This window comes from Qipengyuania proteolytica (assembly GCF_019711565.1).
GTDB lineage: Bacteria > Pseudomonadota > Alphaproteobacteria > Sphingomonadales > Sphingomonadaceae > Qipengyuania > Qipengyuania proteolytica.
This window is the reverse complement of record NZ_JAIGNN010000002.1, coordinates 498,420-513,482: the sequence shown is the minus strand read 5'-3', so window position 1 is coordinate 513,482 and position 15,063 is coordinate 498,420. Positions and strand designations below refer to the sequence as shown.

Sequence of the window (15,063 nt, the reverse complement as noted above, 5' to 3'; positions counted from 1 at the left end):
GCGCCACGCGGGCGAGGGCCGCACAAAGCAAATGGGGCCGGCATTGCTGCCGACCCCACTCTCACCGATGCGTGGTCGTATCCGAAGATAGGAACTTGGCATCCGATGTTTTCCCTTCCGGTTTGTCCGAAGACATTCCTTCCGGTTCTGTCACCGGCGCTCGCACCGGCATCCGGCTCCACCCTCCAGTCGACCCGCTTGGGTGCGCCAGGCCCGAAGGCCCTCGCTTCCGTTGCAGGCCAGCCTTCACCAGGCGGCTCCGCAGCTTGGCTTTCCGTTTATGGCCTTCCGCCTCAAGCGGTTGCATCGCTTTCCGGTCCGAAGACCTTCCTTCGACGCCTCCTTCGGCATCCGGCCGGGTTGGCCAAGCTCGTTCTGGAACGACTTCGCGGTTCCGTCATCGACCCGCCTTGCGTCCGACCGAAGTCTTCTGCACGAGGGTCTCGTGATCCGCGCGGACAGGTTCCGTCACGTCATCCGGTCTTGGAAATTCCCTGTTCTTTCAAGTCTTTCGACCGTCCAGTTCAGTGCGTTTCCGCGTCCTTCCGAGGACTTGAAGCTGCGCCTCGCCGGGCGATTCTGCAAGCTGGCAAGCCCCGACTTTTCCACTTTCCCCGCTTTTCGCTGTGGAGGGAGGTGGATAAGTCAACGCTTCATCGCAAATTTATGCCACGGACGGTCTCGCAAGCGCAATATCGCAACGCATAAACGTGCTGCAGCGCAACTAACGGTCGCGCTTGGCCAGCAGCCGCAGGCGCAGGGCGTTGAGCTTGATGAAGCCGCCCGCATCTGCCTGGTCGTAGGCACCGGCATCGTCCTCGAAGGTCACGTGAGCCTCGGAGTAAAGCGAGTTCGCAGACTTGCGGCCCACCACCATCGCATTGCCCTTGTAGAGCTTGAGCCGGACGGTGCCGCTGACCTTCTCCTGGCTAAGGTCCACCGCCGCCTGCAGCATCTCGCGCTCGGGGCTGAACCACAGGCCGTTGTAGACCAGCTCGGCATAGCGGGGCATGAGCTCGTCCTTCAGATGCGCCGCGCCGCGGTCGAGCGTGATCTGCTCGATCCCGCGATGCGCGCGGGCATAAATCTCGCCGCCCGGCGTTTCGTACATGCCGCGGCTCTTCATGCCGACGAAACGGTTCTCGACGAGATCCAGCCGACCGATACCGTGCTTGCGCCCGAGATCGTTGAGCGCGGCGAGCAGGGTCGCCGGGCTCATCGCCTCGCCATTCAGCGCCGTGCCGTCACCCTTCTCGAAATCGATGGTGATGTATTCTGGCGTGTCAGGTGCGTCCTCGGGATGGTCGGTACGCGAATAGACGTAGTCGGGCGTCTCCTCCCACGGATCCTCGAGCACCTTGCCCTCCGACGAGGTGTGGAGGAGGTTCGCATCGGTCGAGAAGGGGCTTTCGCCGCGCTTGTCCTTGGGCACGGCGATCTGGTGCGCCTCGGCCCAGGCGATCAGCGCGGTGCGGCTGGTGAGGTCCCACTCGCGCCACGGGGCGATTACCTTGATGTCCGGATCGAGCGCATAGGCGGAGAGCTCGAAGCGCACCTGGTCGTTGCCCTTGCCGGTCGCGCCATGGGCGATGGCATCGGCGCCGGTCTCGTGCGCGATCTCGACGAGACGCTTGGAGATCAGCGGACGCGCGATGCTGGTGCCGAGGAGGTAATCGCCCTCGTACCGCGCATTGGCGCGCATCATCGGGAAGACGAAGTCGCGGACGAACTCCTCACGCAGGTCCTCGATGAAGATGTGCTTGTCGGGAATGCCCATCGCGCGGGCTTTCTCGCGGGCCGGCTCGATCTCCTCGCCCTGGCCGAGATCGGCGGTGAAGGTGACCACCTCCAGCCCGCGTTCCACCTCGAGCCACTTGGCAATGACGGAGGTATCGAGACCGCCACTGTAGGCGAGGACGACGCGCTTGATATCGGACATGGATGCACCTTCGCTTGCTTGGCCGCGCCGCTAGCAGGAGCGTGACGCTGTAGGCAAACAAGAAGCGCTAGACTGCGGGAAAGTGGGCGCTGACACTGATTGTCAGGGGTAGGGACAGGGCGGCCCGTGCAGTTGACCTTCCAATTTGCCGGACTAAGCAATGGCAAGCGCACGATCGCCGACCGGCGGCGATAGGCTCGCGATTGAAGAGTTTTGGGGGGAAGATGTAAAATGGCGATTTTTACGGCTGTTCGCGCGTTCGACGCAGGATCTTTTATCGCGAATGCGAACATCGCGGAATTTTTCGATTTCGCGACCCCTTCCGGCAATTCGAGCCGCGTGACCTTTACCGATGTTTTCGACGGCATCACCGAACGCCTGATCATCGACGGCAGCTTCGCGAATTTCGTCGACGGGGTGCCGACCACCGGCACGATCACAGGTCTCGATTACAGCATCACCGGCGGCGCAGCCTTCACCTTCCAAGGTCTGTCCATGAGCGTCGAACAATTCACCAACTTCGTCGGCACCGATGATACCGCTGGCCTGTTCGCCGCTCTGCTGGCTGGCGCTGACACGATCAATGGCAGTGCTTTCGCAGACCGTCTGCAGGGGCTCGAAGGGAACGACACGATCGAAGGCCTTGGCGGAGACGACGTGCTCGAAGGCGGAAACGGCGCCGATTTGCTGCGTGGCGGTGGTGGCAACGATATCCTCGATGGCGGTGCTGGAGCAGACTCCATGTTCGGCGGAGGTGGCAACGACACCTACTATGTCGACAATGCCGGGGACGTCGTCACCGAACTAGCCGGGGCGGGCACCGACACGGTTTATGCGTCGATCTCGTATGAAATGCCCACCAATGTCGAGGTTCTCCATCTTTCCGGTGGCCGGATCGACGGAACCGGCAATCCTGACGACAACACGATCTACGGCAATGACGTCGCAAACGTCCTGGTGGGACGCAATGTCGACGACACGCTCTACGCCGGGTCCGGTGCCGACCAGGTTTACGGCGGACGCGGAACCGACGTGCTCTACGGCGATGGCGGCGCAGACTTCATCGTCGGCGGCAAGGACGACGACATCATTTACGGTGGCGGGGGGCTCGACAAGCTGGTCGGCGCGCTCGGCGCGGATACGTTCGCCTATGCCAGCACTGACGACGCCGGGCTGACGCAAGGCAGCAGCGATATCATCGCCGACTTCGATCAGGCGGAAGGCGACCTGATCGACCTGTCCGGCATCGACGCAGACAGTTCGACCGCGGGGACGCAGCACTTCACTTTCATCGGACAGGCAGCATTCAGCGGTGCCGCCGGCGAACTGCGCTATTCTCAGGGGACATCCCGGACGATCGTCGAGATGGATACCGATGGCGATGGCTCGGCCGATGCGTTCATTTGGCTCGACGGCATCTTGAACCTGACCCAGAGCGACTTCACTGCCGACACTTTTGTAGCTGCCGCGGACGGTGGACCGGGTGGCTCGAAAGCGTTCGGCGGCGGGGATATGATCTTCGCCGGCACGTTGATGCCTACGGACATTCTCGGCGCCAGCGACGCTCTGCACATGGTCTGAATTCGTCTCCTGCGGACTTTCGAGGAGGCGATCATCCGGTAGCGAATGCGATGTGGCCAGCTATCTCAGGCTGGCCATGCAGCAAGGTTGCGGGAAGTCCGCATAGCGCGGCTTTAGACCAAGGTCGGCTTGCGATTGACGCTTTCCTACTCAGTCGTCGCGGTGATAGCGGGATGCATGGTCTTCTCCTCTACCGCTCTGAATTCCGCCGGGTCAGGAGAGGCCCCTCATGGCCCCGCAGCTTTTTCCGCCCTGGACCGTGTAACATGCGGTCCATGTCGTAGGACTGCGACGGGGCGAACCCTCGTTTCGTCCTACACGGCAATCGGGCGCAAGTCCGCGCTCTCAGCCCGCATCCAGCAACCGCCGCTCCGCCGCCGCCATGTAGTCGCGCGTGATCGGCAGCGCGCGTCGGTGGCGGACGAACTGGATCTGGTAATTGCCCATGCTGCCCCATTCGAAGGCCGCGGTCGCGCCGGAGAGGTAGAAGGTCCACATGCGGTAGAAGCGCTCGTCGTACATCGCGACGATCGCCTCGCGGTTGGCCTCGCAGCGGGCGTACCATTCGCGCAGGGTCTCCGCGTAGTGCAGGCGCAGCGTCTCGATGTCGGAGTGGATCAGGCGGACCTTCTCGCTCGCCGCCAGCGTCTCCGACAGGGCGGGGATGTAGCCGCCGGGGAAGATGTACTTGTTGGTGAAGGCGTCGGTCACGCCCGGCCCGCCGAAGCGGCCGATGGTGTGGAGCAGCATGACGCCGTCGTCGGCCAGCAGGTTCGCACAGGCGCGGAAGAAGGTCTCGAACTGCGGGCGGCCGACATGCTCGAACATGCCGACCGAGACGATCCGGTCGAAGCGGGCACCGCGCGCGGCAAGGTCGCGGTAGTCGACCAGCTCGAAGCTGACGCGATCGGCCACGCCGGCCTCCTCGGCGCGGGTGCGGGCGAGGGCGAGCTGTTCCTGCGAGAGGGTGATGCCGGTCACCCGCACGTCGAAGTGCCGGGCGAGGAAGATCGCCATGCCGCCCCAGCCGCAGCCGATGTCGAGCACGCTCTGCCCGTCGGCGAGCGCGAGCTTGGCGGCGATATGGGCGAGCTTGGCGTGCTGCGCTTCGGCCAGCGTCTCGACGCCTTCGGGCCAGTAGGCGCAGGAATACTGCATGTGCTCGGGGTCGAGCATGAGCCGGTAGAGCTCGTTGCCGATGTCGTAATGGTGCGCGACGTTGCGGCGCGACCCGGTGCGGTCGTTGAACGCCTGGACGACGAACTTGGCGCGGTTGCGCAGGCGGCGGGTGAGGGAGGGGGGCTTGAGTGCACCCCCGCGTTCCCACGCCGCGTTCGAGCGGAGCAGCTGGACGAGGCCCATGACGTCGCCCTGCTCGATCACCAGGCGTCCGTCCATGAAGGCCTCCGCCGCACCGATGCGCGGGTCGAGCAGGATGTCGCGCGGGACCTTGCCGTCGGTGAAGGCGAGCCGAATGTCGGGATAAGCCTCGGCGGGCGATCCGTAAGTCTCGCTCGACCCGTCGGCGAAGCGGGCGGTGAGGGTGCCCAACTTGATGGTGGAACCGAGGAACCTGGAAAGGAGGCGTTTGCTCATACTGCCTTGCTCTTCGTGGCCACTGGAATGATGGTTGCAACGCATAGGAGGCAAGGATGACTGAAGCAAAGACCCAGATAACGATGGTCGATCCGGCGGACTTCATTGCCGGTGTCGAACCGGAGCGCAAGCGGGAGGAAGCGAAGGTGCTCGACGCGCTGTTCCGCAAGGTGACCGGGGAGAAGCCGCGCATGTGGGGGCCGAGCATCATAGGCTACGGCCAGTACCACTACCGCTACGATAGCGGGCGCGAAGGCGATATGTGCCGTCAAGGCTTCAGCCCGCGAAAGGCCAAGCACTCGCTGTACATCCTTCGATGCGGCGAGGAGAGCGAGGAAGCAGCCTTCGCACCCTTGCTTGCGCGGCTGGGCAAGTATTCGCGCGGAGCCGCCTGCCTGTACGTCAACAAGCTCGGCGATATCGATCTGGGCGTGTTGGAAGAGATGATCGACCTGGGCTGGAGTCGTTCGTTCGAGAAATACCCCGACTGAGGTCAGATCCCGGCGTACCATTGGTACCCGGCCCGGTCCTCCCAATAGCCGCCCTGGCCGCCGCCGATGCCGTCGAGGCTCGCGACGGCTTCGATCGCGGTAAGGTACTTGGCGTGCTTGTAACCCAGCTGCCGTTCGATCCGCATGCGCAGCGGCGCGCCATTGCGGACCGGCAGGGGCTCGCCGTTCAGGCTGTGGGCGATGATGGTCTGCGGGTGGTAGGCATCAACGAGGTCGACGGTCTCGTAATAGTCCTGCCCGTTGAGGTTGTCGGCGCAGCGGAAGACGATGAACCGCGCTTCGGGCTTCAACCCTGCCTCGTCCAGCAGGAGCGACAGCTGCGGACCGGTCCATTCGCCGATCGCGCTCCAGCCTTCGACGCAATCGTGGCGCGTCACCTGGCTGCGCGCCGGCAGCTTGCGGATGTTCTCGATGCTGAAGCTGAGCGGGGTGTCGACCAGACCGCGCACCTCGAGCCGCCAGTTGGCAAAGCCCTCCTCGACATGGCGCGGATAGTCGCCGTTCTGCGGGTCGGTCGAGCCGTTGCCGCGGAAGAAGGGCGAGACGGCGCTGCGCGGATACTCGGGTGCGAGCGCTTCGCGGTTCGAAAGGAACCGGTGCGCGCCCATGTGCCACTTCTCCGCTGCGCTCAGCAGCCTGGCGCCAGTATCGCTGTCCGCAACCTTGTTGCAGCCCGCGACCCACAAGGCACCCAGGCCGGCGATGAACCCCCTACGCTTGATGATGCGTCCCTCCCGTGATCATGCCGCGGATCTGTCCGATCGGGCCGGCCAGGAAGACCAGCGCCAAGTGGACGACAAAGAATCCGAAGATCGCGAAAGCGAAGATGAAATGCAGGCTGCGCGCGGATTGCCGCCCGCCAAGCAGGTCCACGAGCCACCCGAAGGTCGGCTCCATGCCAGGGCTTATCGAGATGCCGGTGAAGACCATCGTCGGCAGGAAGACGCCGAGCACGAGGCCGTAGGCCAGCTTCTGCAGGAAATTGTACTTGCCGCCGGCGTGCTCGAAATTGAGCTTCAGGTGCTCGACGATGACATGCCAGATCGCCGTCGGTCGCCATTCCGCGCGGGTCGTCGTGATGTCGCGCTGGAAATGGCGGTTGAGGAGCATCGCCACCCACATGAACAACAGGCCCAGTGCGAAAGGCCAGGCCATGAGGATATGCCAGTCGCGCGCGACAGCAAGGCTGTAGGAGCCGGGGATCGTCATCCAGTCGGGAAAGCGCGGCACCTCGAGCCAGGCGTGCTGGCGCGAGAAACCCCAGTCGCCCCAATAGAGCAGGCGATGGGCATTGCTGATCGTGAGGCCCGACATGAACAGCGTGACCACGCAGAGCAGATTGAGCCAGTGCCACAGGCGGGTGGATAGCGCGTGTTTCTTCATGAAAAGGTCCCCTCCCTTGCAAGATAGATAACATCCCTGGGTTGGGAGAGGAGGTGCTGTCCGCTGTCGACGAACAGCGTCTGGCCGCTGGCCAATGTCCCGCTCGCGAGAAAGACCGCAGCTTCGGCGATTTCCCCGGGCGTCGTCTTGCGACCGAGCAGGTTTAGCCGGTGGGACACTTCGGTCTCGGCTTCGGTCTGGTCGTGGCTGGCGAGGATCGCCCCGGGAGCCAAGCCATAGACGCGGTCCTGCCCGACCGCAGCGCCCATCGCCAGCATCGGCACCGTCGCGCCGAGGGCGTGCTTACTCATTGTGTAGCTGAAGAAGTCGGGATTGGGATTGGCGAGCTTCTGGTCGGTCACCTGGATCACCCGCCGTCCGTCGGCGGCGGTCGCCTTGGCGAGATAGGCTTGCGCCATGCGGGCGGGGGAGGTGGCGTTGACCTGCATCGCCCGGGTGTTCGTTACCGGGTCGAGCGCGGTTACATCGTCCTCTTCGAACAGCGAAGCGCAATTGACGAAGCACCGCCAGTCGGAGAGGCGACCCGCCAGATCTTCGATCATTGCGACGGGAGAGTCGCCGTCGGCAAGGTCGCAGGCGATGGTCTCGGCGCTCGGCAGGCTTTCTGCCAGACTTGCAGCGGCTTCCGCGGACCGGCGGTAGTGGATCACGACGTGCCAACCGGCTTCGCCGAAGGCCCGTGAGATTGCAGCGCCCAGGCGTTTCGCGCCTCCGGTCACGAGCACGGCTGGTCTGTCTGAGGCGGACATCGCGCCCTTGTAGCGCGCTGGGCGGCAATGGAAAGGCGCGCCGCAACCGGCCTTAACCGATTACGACGCGCCCTCTGCGACCTGAAGGGTCAACCCTTCGAGCTAGGTCATATGGGGATCACCGGCAGCGCAGGCTGCCACGATCGATCTCCCGACCGACGATCGCGCCCACGGCACCGCCGAGAATCGCGCCGAGCGTGCGGTCGCCGCGACCGGCGAGCTCGTGGCCGGCCAGTGCGCCGACGCCGGCACCGATCACCAGACCGGTCGTGCCGTTGTCGCGCTTGCAGTAGTAGCGACCGTCACGGCCCCGCCACATGTAGCTGTCGCGCGAGATACGGCGCGGTTCGACATAGTAGCCGCGGCTGTCGTAGATAGCGCGGTCCTTGGCCCGCTTGCCATGGGCGGGGGCCCAGTGTGGCGGGTCCGCGGCAGCGGGAGTTGCGGTGCCGAGACCGGTCAGGGCCATGGTCCCGGCGGCGAATGCGAGAGCGACTTTCTTCATTGGTTCTGCCTCATTTGCCTGTTGTACGGCTTGTCAACGGCGACCCTGCTGGCGAGGTCCACAACCTCGGATGAACAAGCGGCGTTAAGGCGAAATTAGCGATAAACCGAGCCGGAAGGCGCGATGAACCGTGCCTCAGTCGATCCGCGCTCGGGCCTTGTCGCGCCATACGGTGCTGAGCCGCGCAAGGTCGGCGATCGCTTCGAATTCGGCCTTCCCGCATGCGCTGCGCGGGTGGTAGAGCGCGGCGAACACCCGCGCCACGCTCCAGCCCTCGTGGCCTGCCTCGACGCGCTCCAGCACATCGCCGGCCTGCGCCTCGCCTTCCTCGACTACGCGGTAGTACCAGCCGCTCTGGTGGGTGGACAGGATACGCGCGACAATGCCCTTGCGGCCGAAGTGATGCTCGATCTTCCAGCACGGCTGGCGGCCCTGGCTCACCTCGAGCACCGCCGTGCCGAGCCGGTAGCGGTCGCCGATCAGAACCTCATTTTCGGTCAATCCGCTGCTCATCAGGTTTTCGCCGAAGGCAGCGGGTCCACCGAGCAGGTCATGCCCGCCCAGCCAGTCCTGCCAGCCCACATAATGCTCGTGCGGGTAGTGATGCACCGCCATGTCCGGACCGCCGTGGTGTCTCGTATCGGCGACCATGTCGCCTTCGATCCCGAAGCTGCGAATTGCAACGCGCCCTTCGACCGGCGTCTTGGCGATCGCGCTCAGTTCGGCGCCGTTGAACGGCCTGGGCAGGCCGACGCAGATGGCCTCGACCACGACGGTCATTTTGCCGACCCGTTTCCAACGACATGGACCGCATGGACCACTGTCCTGGGCGGAAAAACACCGGGATGGTCAAAGCCGCCGAAATACGCGGTTTCGAGGGAGTTTTCGTCGGTCATGTTCGCGTTTCAGCACATGGCGCGAATGTAGGAAAGCGTTTCGAAGTGCGGGCTCATCCGGCTCGCTTGCGAAGCGTCAGCGCATACCAGTCCCGCAGGACGCCATCTGCCCCTTCGCCGCGATAGGTTTCGGCCTCCTCGACCAGAAACCCGGCCTGTCGGTAGGCCTCTTCGAGCCATTCAGGGGCGGGGAAGTTGTGCAGCCGTCCCAGCGGATCGCGGCCTTCGCCGTCGCCCAGCTTGAAATTGGCGAAATGCCAACCGCCCGGCCGCAAGGCGCGGTGCATGCGCGCGAGGACTGCGGGCAATTCCGCCCGCGCGACGTGAATGAGGCAGGCGTGAGCCCACACCGCGTCGTAGGTGCTGACGGCATCGAGCTGATGAAATTGCATTTCCCGTGCTGGGAGGTCGTGCCGTTCGCGCGCCTTGCGGATCATTGCCGGGGTCCCGTCGGTCGGATCGGCGTCGAACCCGCGCTCGATCATGCGCGCCGCATCCCGACCGGCACCGCAGCCAAGCTCCAGAATCCTTGCGCCGGGAGCCAATAGGTCGAGAAACCTGTCGAGGTGGCGACTGGGTGCCTGACCGAAACTCGCTGTGTAGCGCGGCGCGTTTCGCTCGTAGAAAGCGATCGTCGCCGGGTCGGCGCTCACGCTTGCGCGGCCTCGGCGGCCTCGCGGTCTCTTTGGGCGCGGCTCTTTTTCTCGGCGGAGGTCTTCAGCTGGCCGCAGGCAGCATCGATATCGCGGCCGCGCGGGGTGCGGACCGGCGCGCTGATGCCATGTTCGAAAACGATTTCGGAAAAGCGCTTCACCCGCTCGGGCGTCGAGCATTCGTAGGGCGCGCCGGGCCAGGGGTTGAACGGAATCAGGTTCACCTTGGCGGGCAGCTTGTACTGCTTGATCAGCCGGACCAGTTCGAGCGCGTCCTCGTCGCTGTCGTTCTTGTCCTTGAGCATCACGTATTCGAAGGTGATGCGGCGGGCATTGCTGGCGCCGGGATAGTCGGCACAGGCCTGCAGCAGTTCCTCGATGCCGTATTTCTTGTTGATCGGCACGATCTCGTCGCGGATTTCCTTGGTGACCGCGTGGAGCGAGACCGCGAGGTTCACGCCGATTTCCTCGCCGCACTTGTCCATCATCGGCACCACGCCGCTGGTCGACAGCGTGATGCGGCGCTTCGACAGGGCGAGCCCGTCGCCGTCCATCACCAGCTTCAGCGCGCCCTTGACGTTGTCGAAATTGTAGAGCGGCTCGCCCATGCCCATCATCACGATGTTGGTCAGCAGCCGACCATCGGAGGTGTAGTGCCCGGCATCCTCGGCATCGTCGAGGCCCGCCATGCTGCCCTTGGGCCATTCGCCCAGCGCGTCGCGCGCCAGCATGACCTGGCCGACGATCTCGCCGGGGGTCAGATTGCGCACCAGCTTCATGGTGCCGGTGTGGCAAAAACGGCAATTGAGCGTGCAGCCAACCTGGCTGGAGACGCAGAGTGTTCCCCGGTCGGCATCGGGGATGAAGACCATCTCGAACTCGTGCCCGTCGGCGGTCTTGAGCAGCCACTTGCGGGTGCCGTCGGTCGAATGCTGAGCCTCGACCACTTCGGGCCGCCCGATGACGAACCGTTCGGCAAGCCACGGGCGCATGGTCTTGGCGATATCGGTCATCGCCTCAAAGTCGGTGACACCGCGGTGGTAGAGCCAGTGGAAAACCTGCTTGGCGCGCAGCTTGGCCTGCCGCGCATCGAGCCCAGCGTCTTCGAACAATTCGCGGATGCGGTCCTTGGGCAGGCCGATCAGGTCGACGCGCCCATCGACGCGCGGCGTGATGTCACGCGCCACAGGAATCGGGTCCACCTGCCCGGGAATGCTCATGAGAGTCGTATCGGTCATGGGAGCGGCGCATATAGGCGTGCCCGATGCATTTGGCCAGACGCTGCGGGGCGACAACAAGCGGCGCAATCGCGCCCGGTTCCTGCGGTTCGTCGCATTTCTGGATGCCCTGCAGACCGTCCACGACCCGTCGATGAATGTGCACGGCTTGGCGTAACAATGTGTCTTTCGGGCAACATTTTTATGTTGTGGGAGGTTAATGAAACCACACGGCGGTCTGCTCCGTTTCCTCGTCACACGCCGCCTGATGGCTGCGTTGAATAACGGAGAAAATTGATGAAAAAGACTGTCGCAATCCTCGCAGCCACTTCGGTTGCAGCTCTTTCGGCCCCGGCCATGGCGCAGGACGCCACGGACGGCACCTTCACCGGCCCGCGCGTCGAAGCGCTGGTGGGTTATGACGTGACCAAGGCCGGCAGCGATGTCGACGACGATGTGAACGACAACAACGACCAGTCGATCGACGGTGTGACCTACGGCGTCGGCGTCGGCTACGACTTCAACGCCGGCGGCGTCGTCCTCGGCCTCGAAGGCGAAATCACCGATTCCTCGGCCAATGTGGAATTCGACGGTAACGATGGCGAATTCTTCGGCCTCGGCGACGTCCACGCCGGGCGTGACATCTATGTCGGCGCGCGCGCCGGTGTCCTCGCCAATCCGGACCTGTTGCTTTACGTGAAGGGCGGTTACTCCAACGCTCGCTATAACCTGAACAGCTCGTACAACGGCGAGGAATACCGCGCCAAGATCGACACCGACGGCTTCCGTCTGGGTGCGGGTGCGGAATACGCGCTCAACACCAACACCTATGCCAAGATCGAATATCGCTATTCGAACTACAGCAGCGCCGAGCTCGACTATGAAGGCAATGCGCCGGATGTCGACCTGGGCGAGATCGACCTCGATCGTCACCAGGTGATGCTGGGCTTCGGTTACCGCTTCTAAGCGTAACCGACGCGAAAAACGGGGCCGGCAGCGCGATGCGTTGCCGGCCTTTTTCGTGTCAGCGCCGCGCGCAGGCGAGAGTGGCGGCGTCCATCGCGGTTGCGGCACCGGAAAGCGAGTAGGTGTCGGAGAAGCGCCGTCCGCGCGTGTCGGTGGCTCTGATCGTCATGCTGGATGCGGAGCGCATGGCGGCGACGATCGCTGCGTCCATGGTGCGGTCCTGCGACCAGGCATCGCCCCCGCCGCCGATAAGCTGGAAGCGCTTCGGTCCGACCTGCAGGGTAATCGTGCCATTGGTCCGCAGCATGCGCGAAAGGCGGAAATGGACCTGCCCGCGCAGGTTGCGGCGCGGCCAGGTGCCGATCGTCGCAAAGGGTTCGTTATCCCGCTTGAGGCGGCTCGGCTGGGGGATGGCAATCGCGTAGCAGCGGGGCACGGACCGGTCGCGGAAGGCGCCCCAGTCGGAAAAGACGCCGAGGCTGTCCTTGGCCGCGAGCGGCGCGGACAGGGCGAGTAGCGCGAGGACGGCAAGCTTACGCATAGGCAATGGCGATCACTTCCCATTCCTTTTCGCCGCCGGGAAGCCTGACGGTGCGCAAATCCCCGACCGCGGCACCCTTCAGCGCGCGGGCGAGGGGGGAGGACCAGCCGATGCGCCCCTGGCTCGCGTCCTGCTCATCATCGCCGACCAGGGTTACGGATTTTTCGTTGTCGTCCTCGTCTGCCAGCATGACCCGCGCGCCGAAGAAGGCGCGGTTCATATCGGGCTGCTCGGCGGGATCGATGACCCGCGCGGCCTTCATGCGGCGGGCGATATGGGCGAGCTCGCGGTCGATTTCGCGCATGCGCTTGCGGCCGTAGAGGTAGTCTCCGTTCTCGCTGCGGTCGCCATTGCCCGCCGCCCAGCTGACGATCTCGACGATCGCGGGGCGTTCCGTGCCCAACAGGTGGTCGTAGCGCGCTTTGAGCGCGGCATATCCGGCAGGCGTGATCGGGTTGCCGGGGGCGGATTTAGTCGCGGACATGGCCCGCCCCTAGCGCGGATCAGCGCAGGAAGTCACTCACCGAACGCTTGCGCTTGTACGGCGTCCGCTCGGGATAGAGCGTTTCGTACATGGCCGCATTCTCGACCACGCGCTGGACGTAGTTCTTGGTTTCGTAGAACGGGATCTTCTCGATCCATTCGACCCAACTGATCGATCCGTTGCGCGGATCGCCATTCGCGGCGAGCCACTTATTCACATTGCCAGGCCCGGCATTGTAGGCGGCAAAGGCGAGCGGGTAGCTGCCGTTGTAGCGCGCCATCAGCCGCTGGATATGATTGCTGCCGAGACGCACGTTGTACTGCGCATCGTCGATCAGCGAAGCGGACATGTAGGACATCCCTGCCTTCTCCGCTTCCTCGCGTGCGGTGCCGGGCATGAGCTGCATCAGGCCGCGCGCGCCGGCGTGGCTGATCGCGTTCTGTGCGAACTGGCTTTCCTGCCGCGCGATCGCATGGACCAGCGTGAAATCCGCACCCTGCGGGAGGGGCAGGACCGGGAAGCCCTGGACGATGAATTCTTCGTGCCCGTCGCGGCCCGCCTGGTCGGTCAGGATCACCGCGAGGTCGCGGCGGCCGATGTCGCGCGCAAGCTCGGAGACGAGCGCGTGCTCGACCGGGGTCTGCGCCTGGCTGGCGATCTCACGATAGAAATAGATGCCCGTGCGCCATGGTGCATCGCGCGCCACTTCGCGCACGGCGGCGACCAGCGGGCGGTTCATGAACTCGGCGCGCTGCTCCGCCGTGGGCTGGATCGAACTGACGCGCGGCAGCGTGGGGAAGGGGCGTCCGAGTTCTTCGAGCGCCATCCGGCCGTAGAATCGGTCGGGGTATTCGGCGGCCATTTCGAAGTAACGCCTGGCTTCGGAAGAATTGCCCGCGCGCTTGGCGGCAAGACCGGCCCAGTAGAAACCCTTTGAACGGGTCTGGGGCGTCTGCGCGGCTGCGCCGTAGCGGTAGAACAGCGGCGCGGCGCGCATGCCGTCGCCAAGGTTCCACAAGGCGCTCGTCCCGCCGAGCCACATGAGCGAGGTATAGTCGTCCCGCAGGCGGTAGGAGAGCGTGCTGACATCGGTGCCCGGGGCGAACAGATCGTCGACCTTGGCGGCGATCCGCGCGGCAGGGTCAGCACCGGCGCCCTTGGCGGCGCGCAGTGCCTCGGCAACGTAATCTTCCGCATCGAAGGCCGGGCCGGCGAATTGCGCGCGATTAGCAAGCGTGCTGATCGCCATCGGCAGCTGTCCGCTGGTGCGGTAATAGCGCACCAGGTTGTAGACATAGCCCGCATCGTTCGCTGCCTCGGCGGGCACGGCGATCCCGGACTGCTCGGGACGGCTTCCCTGCAACAGCGCCAGCCTTGCAGTGGCCAGCTGGCGGTCGGCAGCCGGCACGTTGACGATCTGGCGCGCCGCGGCCTCGCGCTCGCCCTGCCAGAGCAGCGCATCCATCCGGGCAGCGTGGTCCTCTGGCGTGAAGCGCGAACCGAACAGGCCGAGCATATAGGCCTCCGCAGGGCCGCTCATCACGCCGCCGCGCCACGCCTCCCGCGCCACCGTGAACGCCTCGTCACGCCCTGCCGAAGCGAGCGCCAGCGCATAGCGCGCCTTCGCACCGTTCGAGAGCGGGGGAGTGCGGTCGAAGAAGGCGACCAGCGCCTCGGGCGTCACCGGTTCTTTGTCGAGCGCCGCTTCGGCACGCGACTGCAGCAGGTCCTGCCGCGGGAACCCCGGATAGGTGGTGATGAAATTGGCGTATTCGGAGAAGACCAGATTGTCGCGCCCGGTGAGGTATTCCCACTTGCTGATCGCCTGCGCCATCCGCCCCGGGTTCTGCGCCACCAGATTGTTGCGCGCGCGGTCCCATTCGGCGGCCTCCTGCGCTGCGGCGGGAGCGGGCAGGGCGAAGGCCGTGCCGGCAAGGAGTGCGAACGAAAATGCTGTCTTTTTGCCCATGCTGGACATAATGGCCCCCGGCTCCTTATCAGGTGCTGAATGAAATTTCCG

General features: G+C 64.7%; 16 protein-coding genes. 4 read left to right on the top strand and 12 right to left on the bottom strand.

The window, feature by feature from the left end:
• Positions 1 to 724 precede the first annotated feature (724 nt).
• The gene (locus K3172_RS11370) at positions 725 to 1,939 is read right to left on the bottom strand and encodes an argininosuccinate synthase (RefSeq protein WP_221590118.1); all 1,215 of its coding nucleotides are present in this window, start codon (positions 1,937 to 1,939) and stop codon (positions 725 to 727) included.
• Between the two features lie 231 nt (positions 1,940 to 2,170).
• On the opposite strand from K3172_RS11370, the gene K3172_RS15695 reads away from it, so the two are divergent.
• A complete protein-coding gene (locus tag K3172_RS15695) occupies positions 2,171 to 3,520 on the top strand; it encodes a calcium-binding protein (protein WP_221590116.1) in 1,350 nt (449 codons plus the stop codon).
• A gap of 345 nt (positions 3,521 to 3,865) precedes the next feature.
• On the opposite strand, the gene K3172_RS11360 is transcribed toward K3172_RS15695, so the two are convergent.
• Positions 3,866 to 5,116: an SAM-dependent methyltransferase gene (locus K3172_RS11360; RefSeq protein WP_221590114.1), complete on the bottom strand. Its 1,251-nt coding sequence runs from the start codon at positions 5,114 to 5,116 to the stop codon at positions 3,866 to 3,868.
• Positions 5,117 to 5,172: 56 nt separating this feature from the next.
• Here K3172_RS11360 and K3172_RS11355 point away from each other — a divergent pair, with 56 nt between their 5' ends.
• The gene (locus tag K3172_RS11355; RefSeq protein ID WP_221590112.1) at positions 5,173 to 5,607 is read left to right on the top strand and encodes a DUF1801 domain-containing protein; all 435 of its coding nucleotides are present in this window, start codon (positions 5,173 to 5,175) and stop codon (positions 5,605 to 5,607) included.
• Positions 5,608 to 5,609: 2 nt separating this feature from the next.
• Here the strand turns inward: K3172_RS11355 and K3172_RS11350 are convergent, their stop codons facing one another.
• The 7 genes from K3172_RS11350 to rlmN form a co-directional block, all read right to left on the bottom strand.
• Entirely contained in the window at positions 5,610 to 6,236 is a 627-nt protein-coding gene (locus K3172_RS11350; RefSeq protein WP_247718151.1) for a molybdopterin-dependent oxidoreductase, read from the bottom strand.
• A 103-nt stretch (positions 6,237 to 6,339) separates the two neighbouring features.
• Positions 6,340 to 7,011, bottom strand: coding sequence for a cytochrome b/b6 domain-containing protein (locus K3172_RS11345; RefSeq protein WP_221590110.1), 672 nt, complete (start codon positions 7,009 to 7,011; stop codon positions 6,340 to 6,342).
• Positions 7,008 to 7,781: an SDR family oxidoreductase gene (locus K3172_RS11340; protein ID WP_221590108.1), complete on the bottom strand. Its 774-nt coding sequence runs from the start codon at positions 7,779 to 7,781 to the stop codon at positions 7,008 to 7,010. Before K3172_RS11340 ends, K3172_RS11345 begins: the two co-directional genes overlap by 4 nt.
• Before the next feature lie 118 nt (positions 7,782 to 7,899).
• Positions 7,900 to 8,286, bottom strand: coding sequence for a glycine zipper 2TM domain-containing protein (locus K3172_RS11335; protein WP_221590107.1), 387 nt, complete (start codon positions 8,284 to 8,286; stop codon positions 7,900 to 7,902).
• Positions 8,287 to 8,421: 135 nt separating this feature from the next.
• On the bottom strand, positions 8,422 to 9,066 hold the full coding sequence (locus tag K3172_RS11330) for an MOSC domain-containing protein (RefSeq protein WP_221590105.1): 645 nt from the start codon (positions 9,064 to 9,066) through the stop codon (positions 8,422 to 8,424).
• A gap of 169 nt (positions 9,067 to 9,235) precedes the next feature.
• Positions 9,236 to 9,835, bottom strand: a complete 600-nt coding sequence (locus K3172_RS11325; RefSeq protein WP_221590103.1) for a class I SAM-dependent methyltransferase — start codon at positions 9,833 to 9,835, stop codon at positions 9,236 to 9,238.
• Positions 9,832 to 11,073 (bottom strand): dual-specificity RNA methyltransferase RlmN, encoded by a 1,242-nt coding sequence (gene rlmN / locus K3172_RS11320; RefSeq protein WP_221590101.1) that lies wholly within the window; start codon positions 11,071 to 11,073, stop codon positions 9,832 to 9,834. The genes K3172_RS11325 and rlmN overlap by 4 nt, the downstream gene beginning before the upstream one ends.
• On the opposite strand from rlmN, the gene K3172_RS11315 reads away from it, so the two are divergent.
• On the top strand, positions 11,054 to 11,230 hold the full coding sequence (locus tag K3172_RS11315; RefSeq protein WP_221590099.1) for a hypothetical protein: 177 nt from the start codon (positions 11,054 to 11,056) through the stop codon (positions 11,228 to 11,230). The two genes, rlmN and K3172_RS11315, sit on opposite strands and share 20 nt — an antisense overlap.
• 119 nt (positions 11,231 to 11,349) lie before the next feature.
• Positions 11,350 to 12,018, top strand: a complete 669-nt coding sequence (locus K3172_RS11310; RefSeq protein WP_221590097.1) for an outer membrane protein — start codon at positions 11,350 to 11,352, stop codon at positions 12,016 to 12,018.
• Positions 12,019 to 12,076: 58 nt separating this feature from the next.
• On the opposite strand, the gene K3172_RS11305 is transcribed toward K3172_RS11310, so the two are convergent.
• Genes K3172_RS11305 through K3172_RS11295 form a run of 3 tightly spaced genes read right to left on the bottom strand, consistent with a single transcriptional unit; the run spans position 12,077 to position 15,012 of the window.
• A complete protein-coding gene (locus K3172_RS11305; RefSeq protein ID WP_221590095.1) occupies positions 12,077 to 12,559 on the bottom strand; it encodes an invasion associated locus B family protein in 483 nt (160 codons plus the stop codon).
• Positions 12,552 to 13,043, bottom strand: coding sequence for a GreA/GreB family elongation factor (locus K3172_RS11300; protein ID WP_221590094.1), 492 nt, complete (start codon positions 13,041 to 13,043; stop codon positions 12,552 to 12,554). The genes K3172_RS11305 and K3172_RS11300 overlap by 8 nt, the downstream gene beginning before the upstream one ends.
• Positions 13,044 to 13,062: 19 nt before the next feature.
• Entirely contained in the window at positions 13,063 to 15,012 is a 1,950-nt protein-coding gene (locus K3172_RS11295) for a lytic transglycosylase domain-containing protein (protein WP_345725650.1), read from the bottom strand.
• Positions 15,013 to 15,063: the final 51 nt, after the last annotated feature.

What these genes read in the sequence shown, in the direction of transcription:
- K3172_RS11370 (WP_221590118.1), bottom strand. Translation starts at nt 1,939, where the DNA reads ATGTCCGATATCAAGCGCGTCGTCCTCGCCTACAGTGGCGGTCTCGAT.
- K3172_RS15695 (WP_221590116.1), top strand. Translation starts at nt 2,171, where the DNA reads ATGGCGATTTTTACGGCTGTTCGCGCGTTCGACGCAGGATCTTTTATC.
- K3172_RS11360 (WP_221590114.1), bottom strand. Translation starts at nt 5,116, where the DNA reads ATGAGCAAACGCCTCCTTTCCAGGTTCCTCGGTTCCACCATCAAGTTG.
- K3172_RS11355 (WP_221590112.1), top strand. Translation starts at nt 5,173, where the DNA reads ATGACTGAAGCAAAGACCCAGATAACGATGGTCGATCCGGCGGACTTC.
- K3172_RS11350 (WP_247718151.1), bottom strand. Translation starts at nt 6,236, where the DNA reads ATGGGCGCGCACCGGTTCCTTTCGAACCGCGAAGCGCTCGCACCCGAG.
- K3172_RS11345 (WP_221590110.1), bottom strand. Translation starts at nt 7,011, where the DNA reads ATGAAGAAACACGCGCTATCCACCCGCCTGTGGCACTGGCTCAATCTG.
- K3172_RS11340 (WP_221590108.1), bottom strand. Translation starts at nt 7,781, where the DNA reads ATGTCCGCCTCAGACAGACCAGCCGTGCTCGTGACCGGAGGCGCGAAA.
- K3172_RS11335 (WP_221590107.1), bottom strand. Translation starts at nt 8,286, where the DNA reads ATGAAGAAAGTCGCTCTCGCATTCGCCGCCGGGACCATGGCCCTGACC.
- K3172_RS11330 (WP_221590105.1), bottom strand. Translation starts at nt 9,066, where the DNA reads ATGACCGTCGTGGTCGAGGCCATCTGCGTCGGCCTGCCCAGGCCGTTC.
- K3172_RS11315 (WP_221590099.1), top strand. Translation starts at nt 11,054, where the DNA reads ATGAGAGTCGTATCGGTCATGGGAGCGGCGCATATAGGCGTGCCCGAT.
- rlmN (WP_221590101.1), bottom strand. Translation starts at nt 11,073, where the DNA reads ATGACCGATACGACTCTCATGAGCATTCCCGGGCAGGTGGACCCGATT.
- K3172_RS11310 (WP_221590097.1), top strand. Translation starts at nt 11,350, where the DNA reads ATGAAAAAGACTGTCGCAATCCTCGCAGCCACTTCGGTTGCAGCTCTT.
- K3172_RS11305 (WP_221590095.1), bottom strand. Translation starts at nt 12,559, where the DNA reads ATGCGTAAGCTTGCCGTCCTCGCGCTACTCGCCCTGTCCGCGCCGCTC.
- K3172_RS11300 (WP_221590094.1), bottom strand. Translation starts at nt 13,043, where the DNA reads ATGTCCGCGACTAAATCCGCCCCCGGCAACCCGATCACGCCTGCCGGA.
- K3172_RS11295 (WP_345725650.1), bottom strand. Translation starts at nt 15,012, where the DNA reads ATGGGCAAAAAGACAGCATTTTCGTTCGCACTCCTTGCCGGCACGGCC.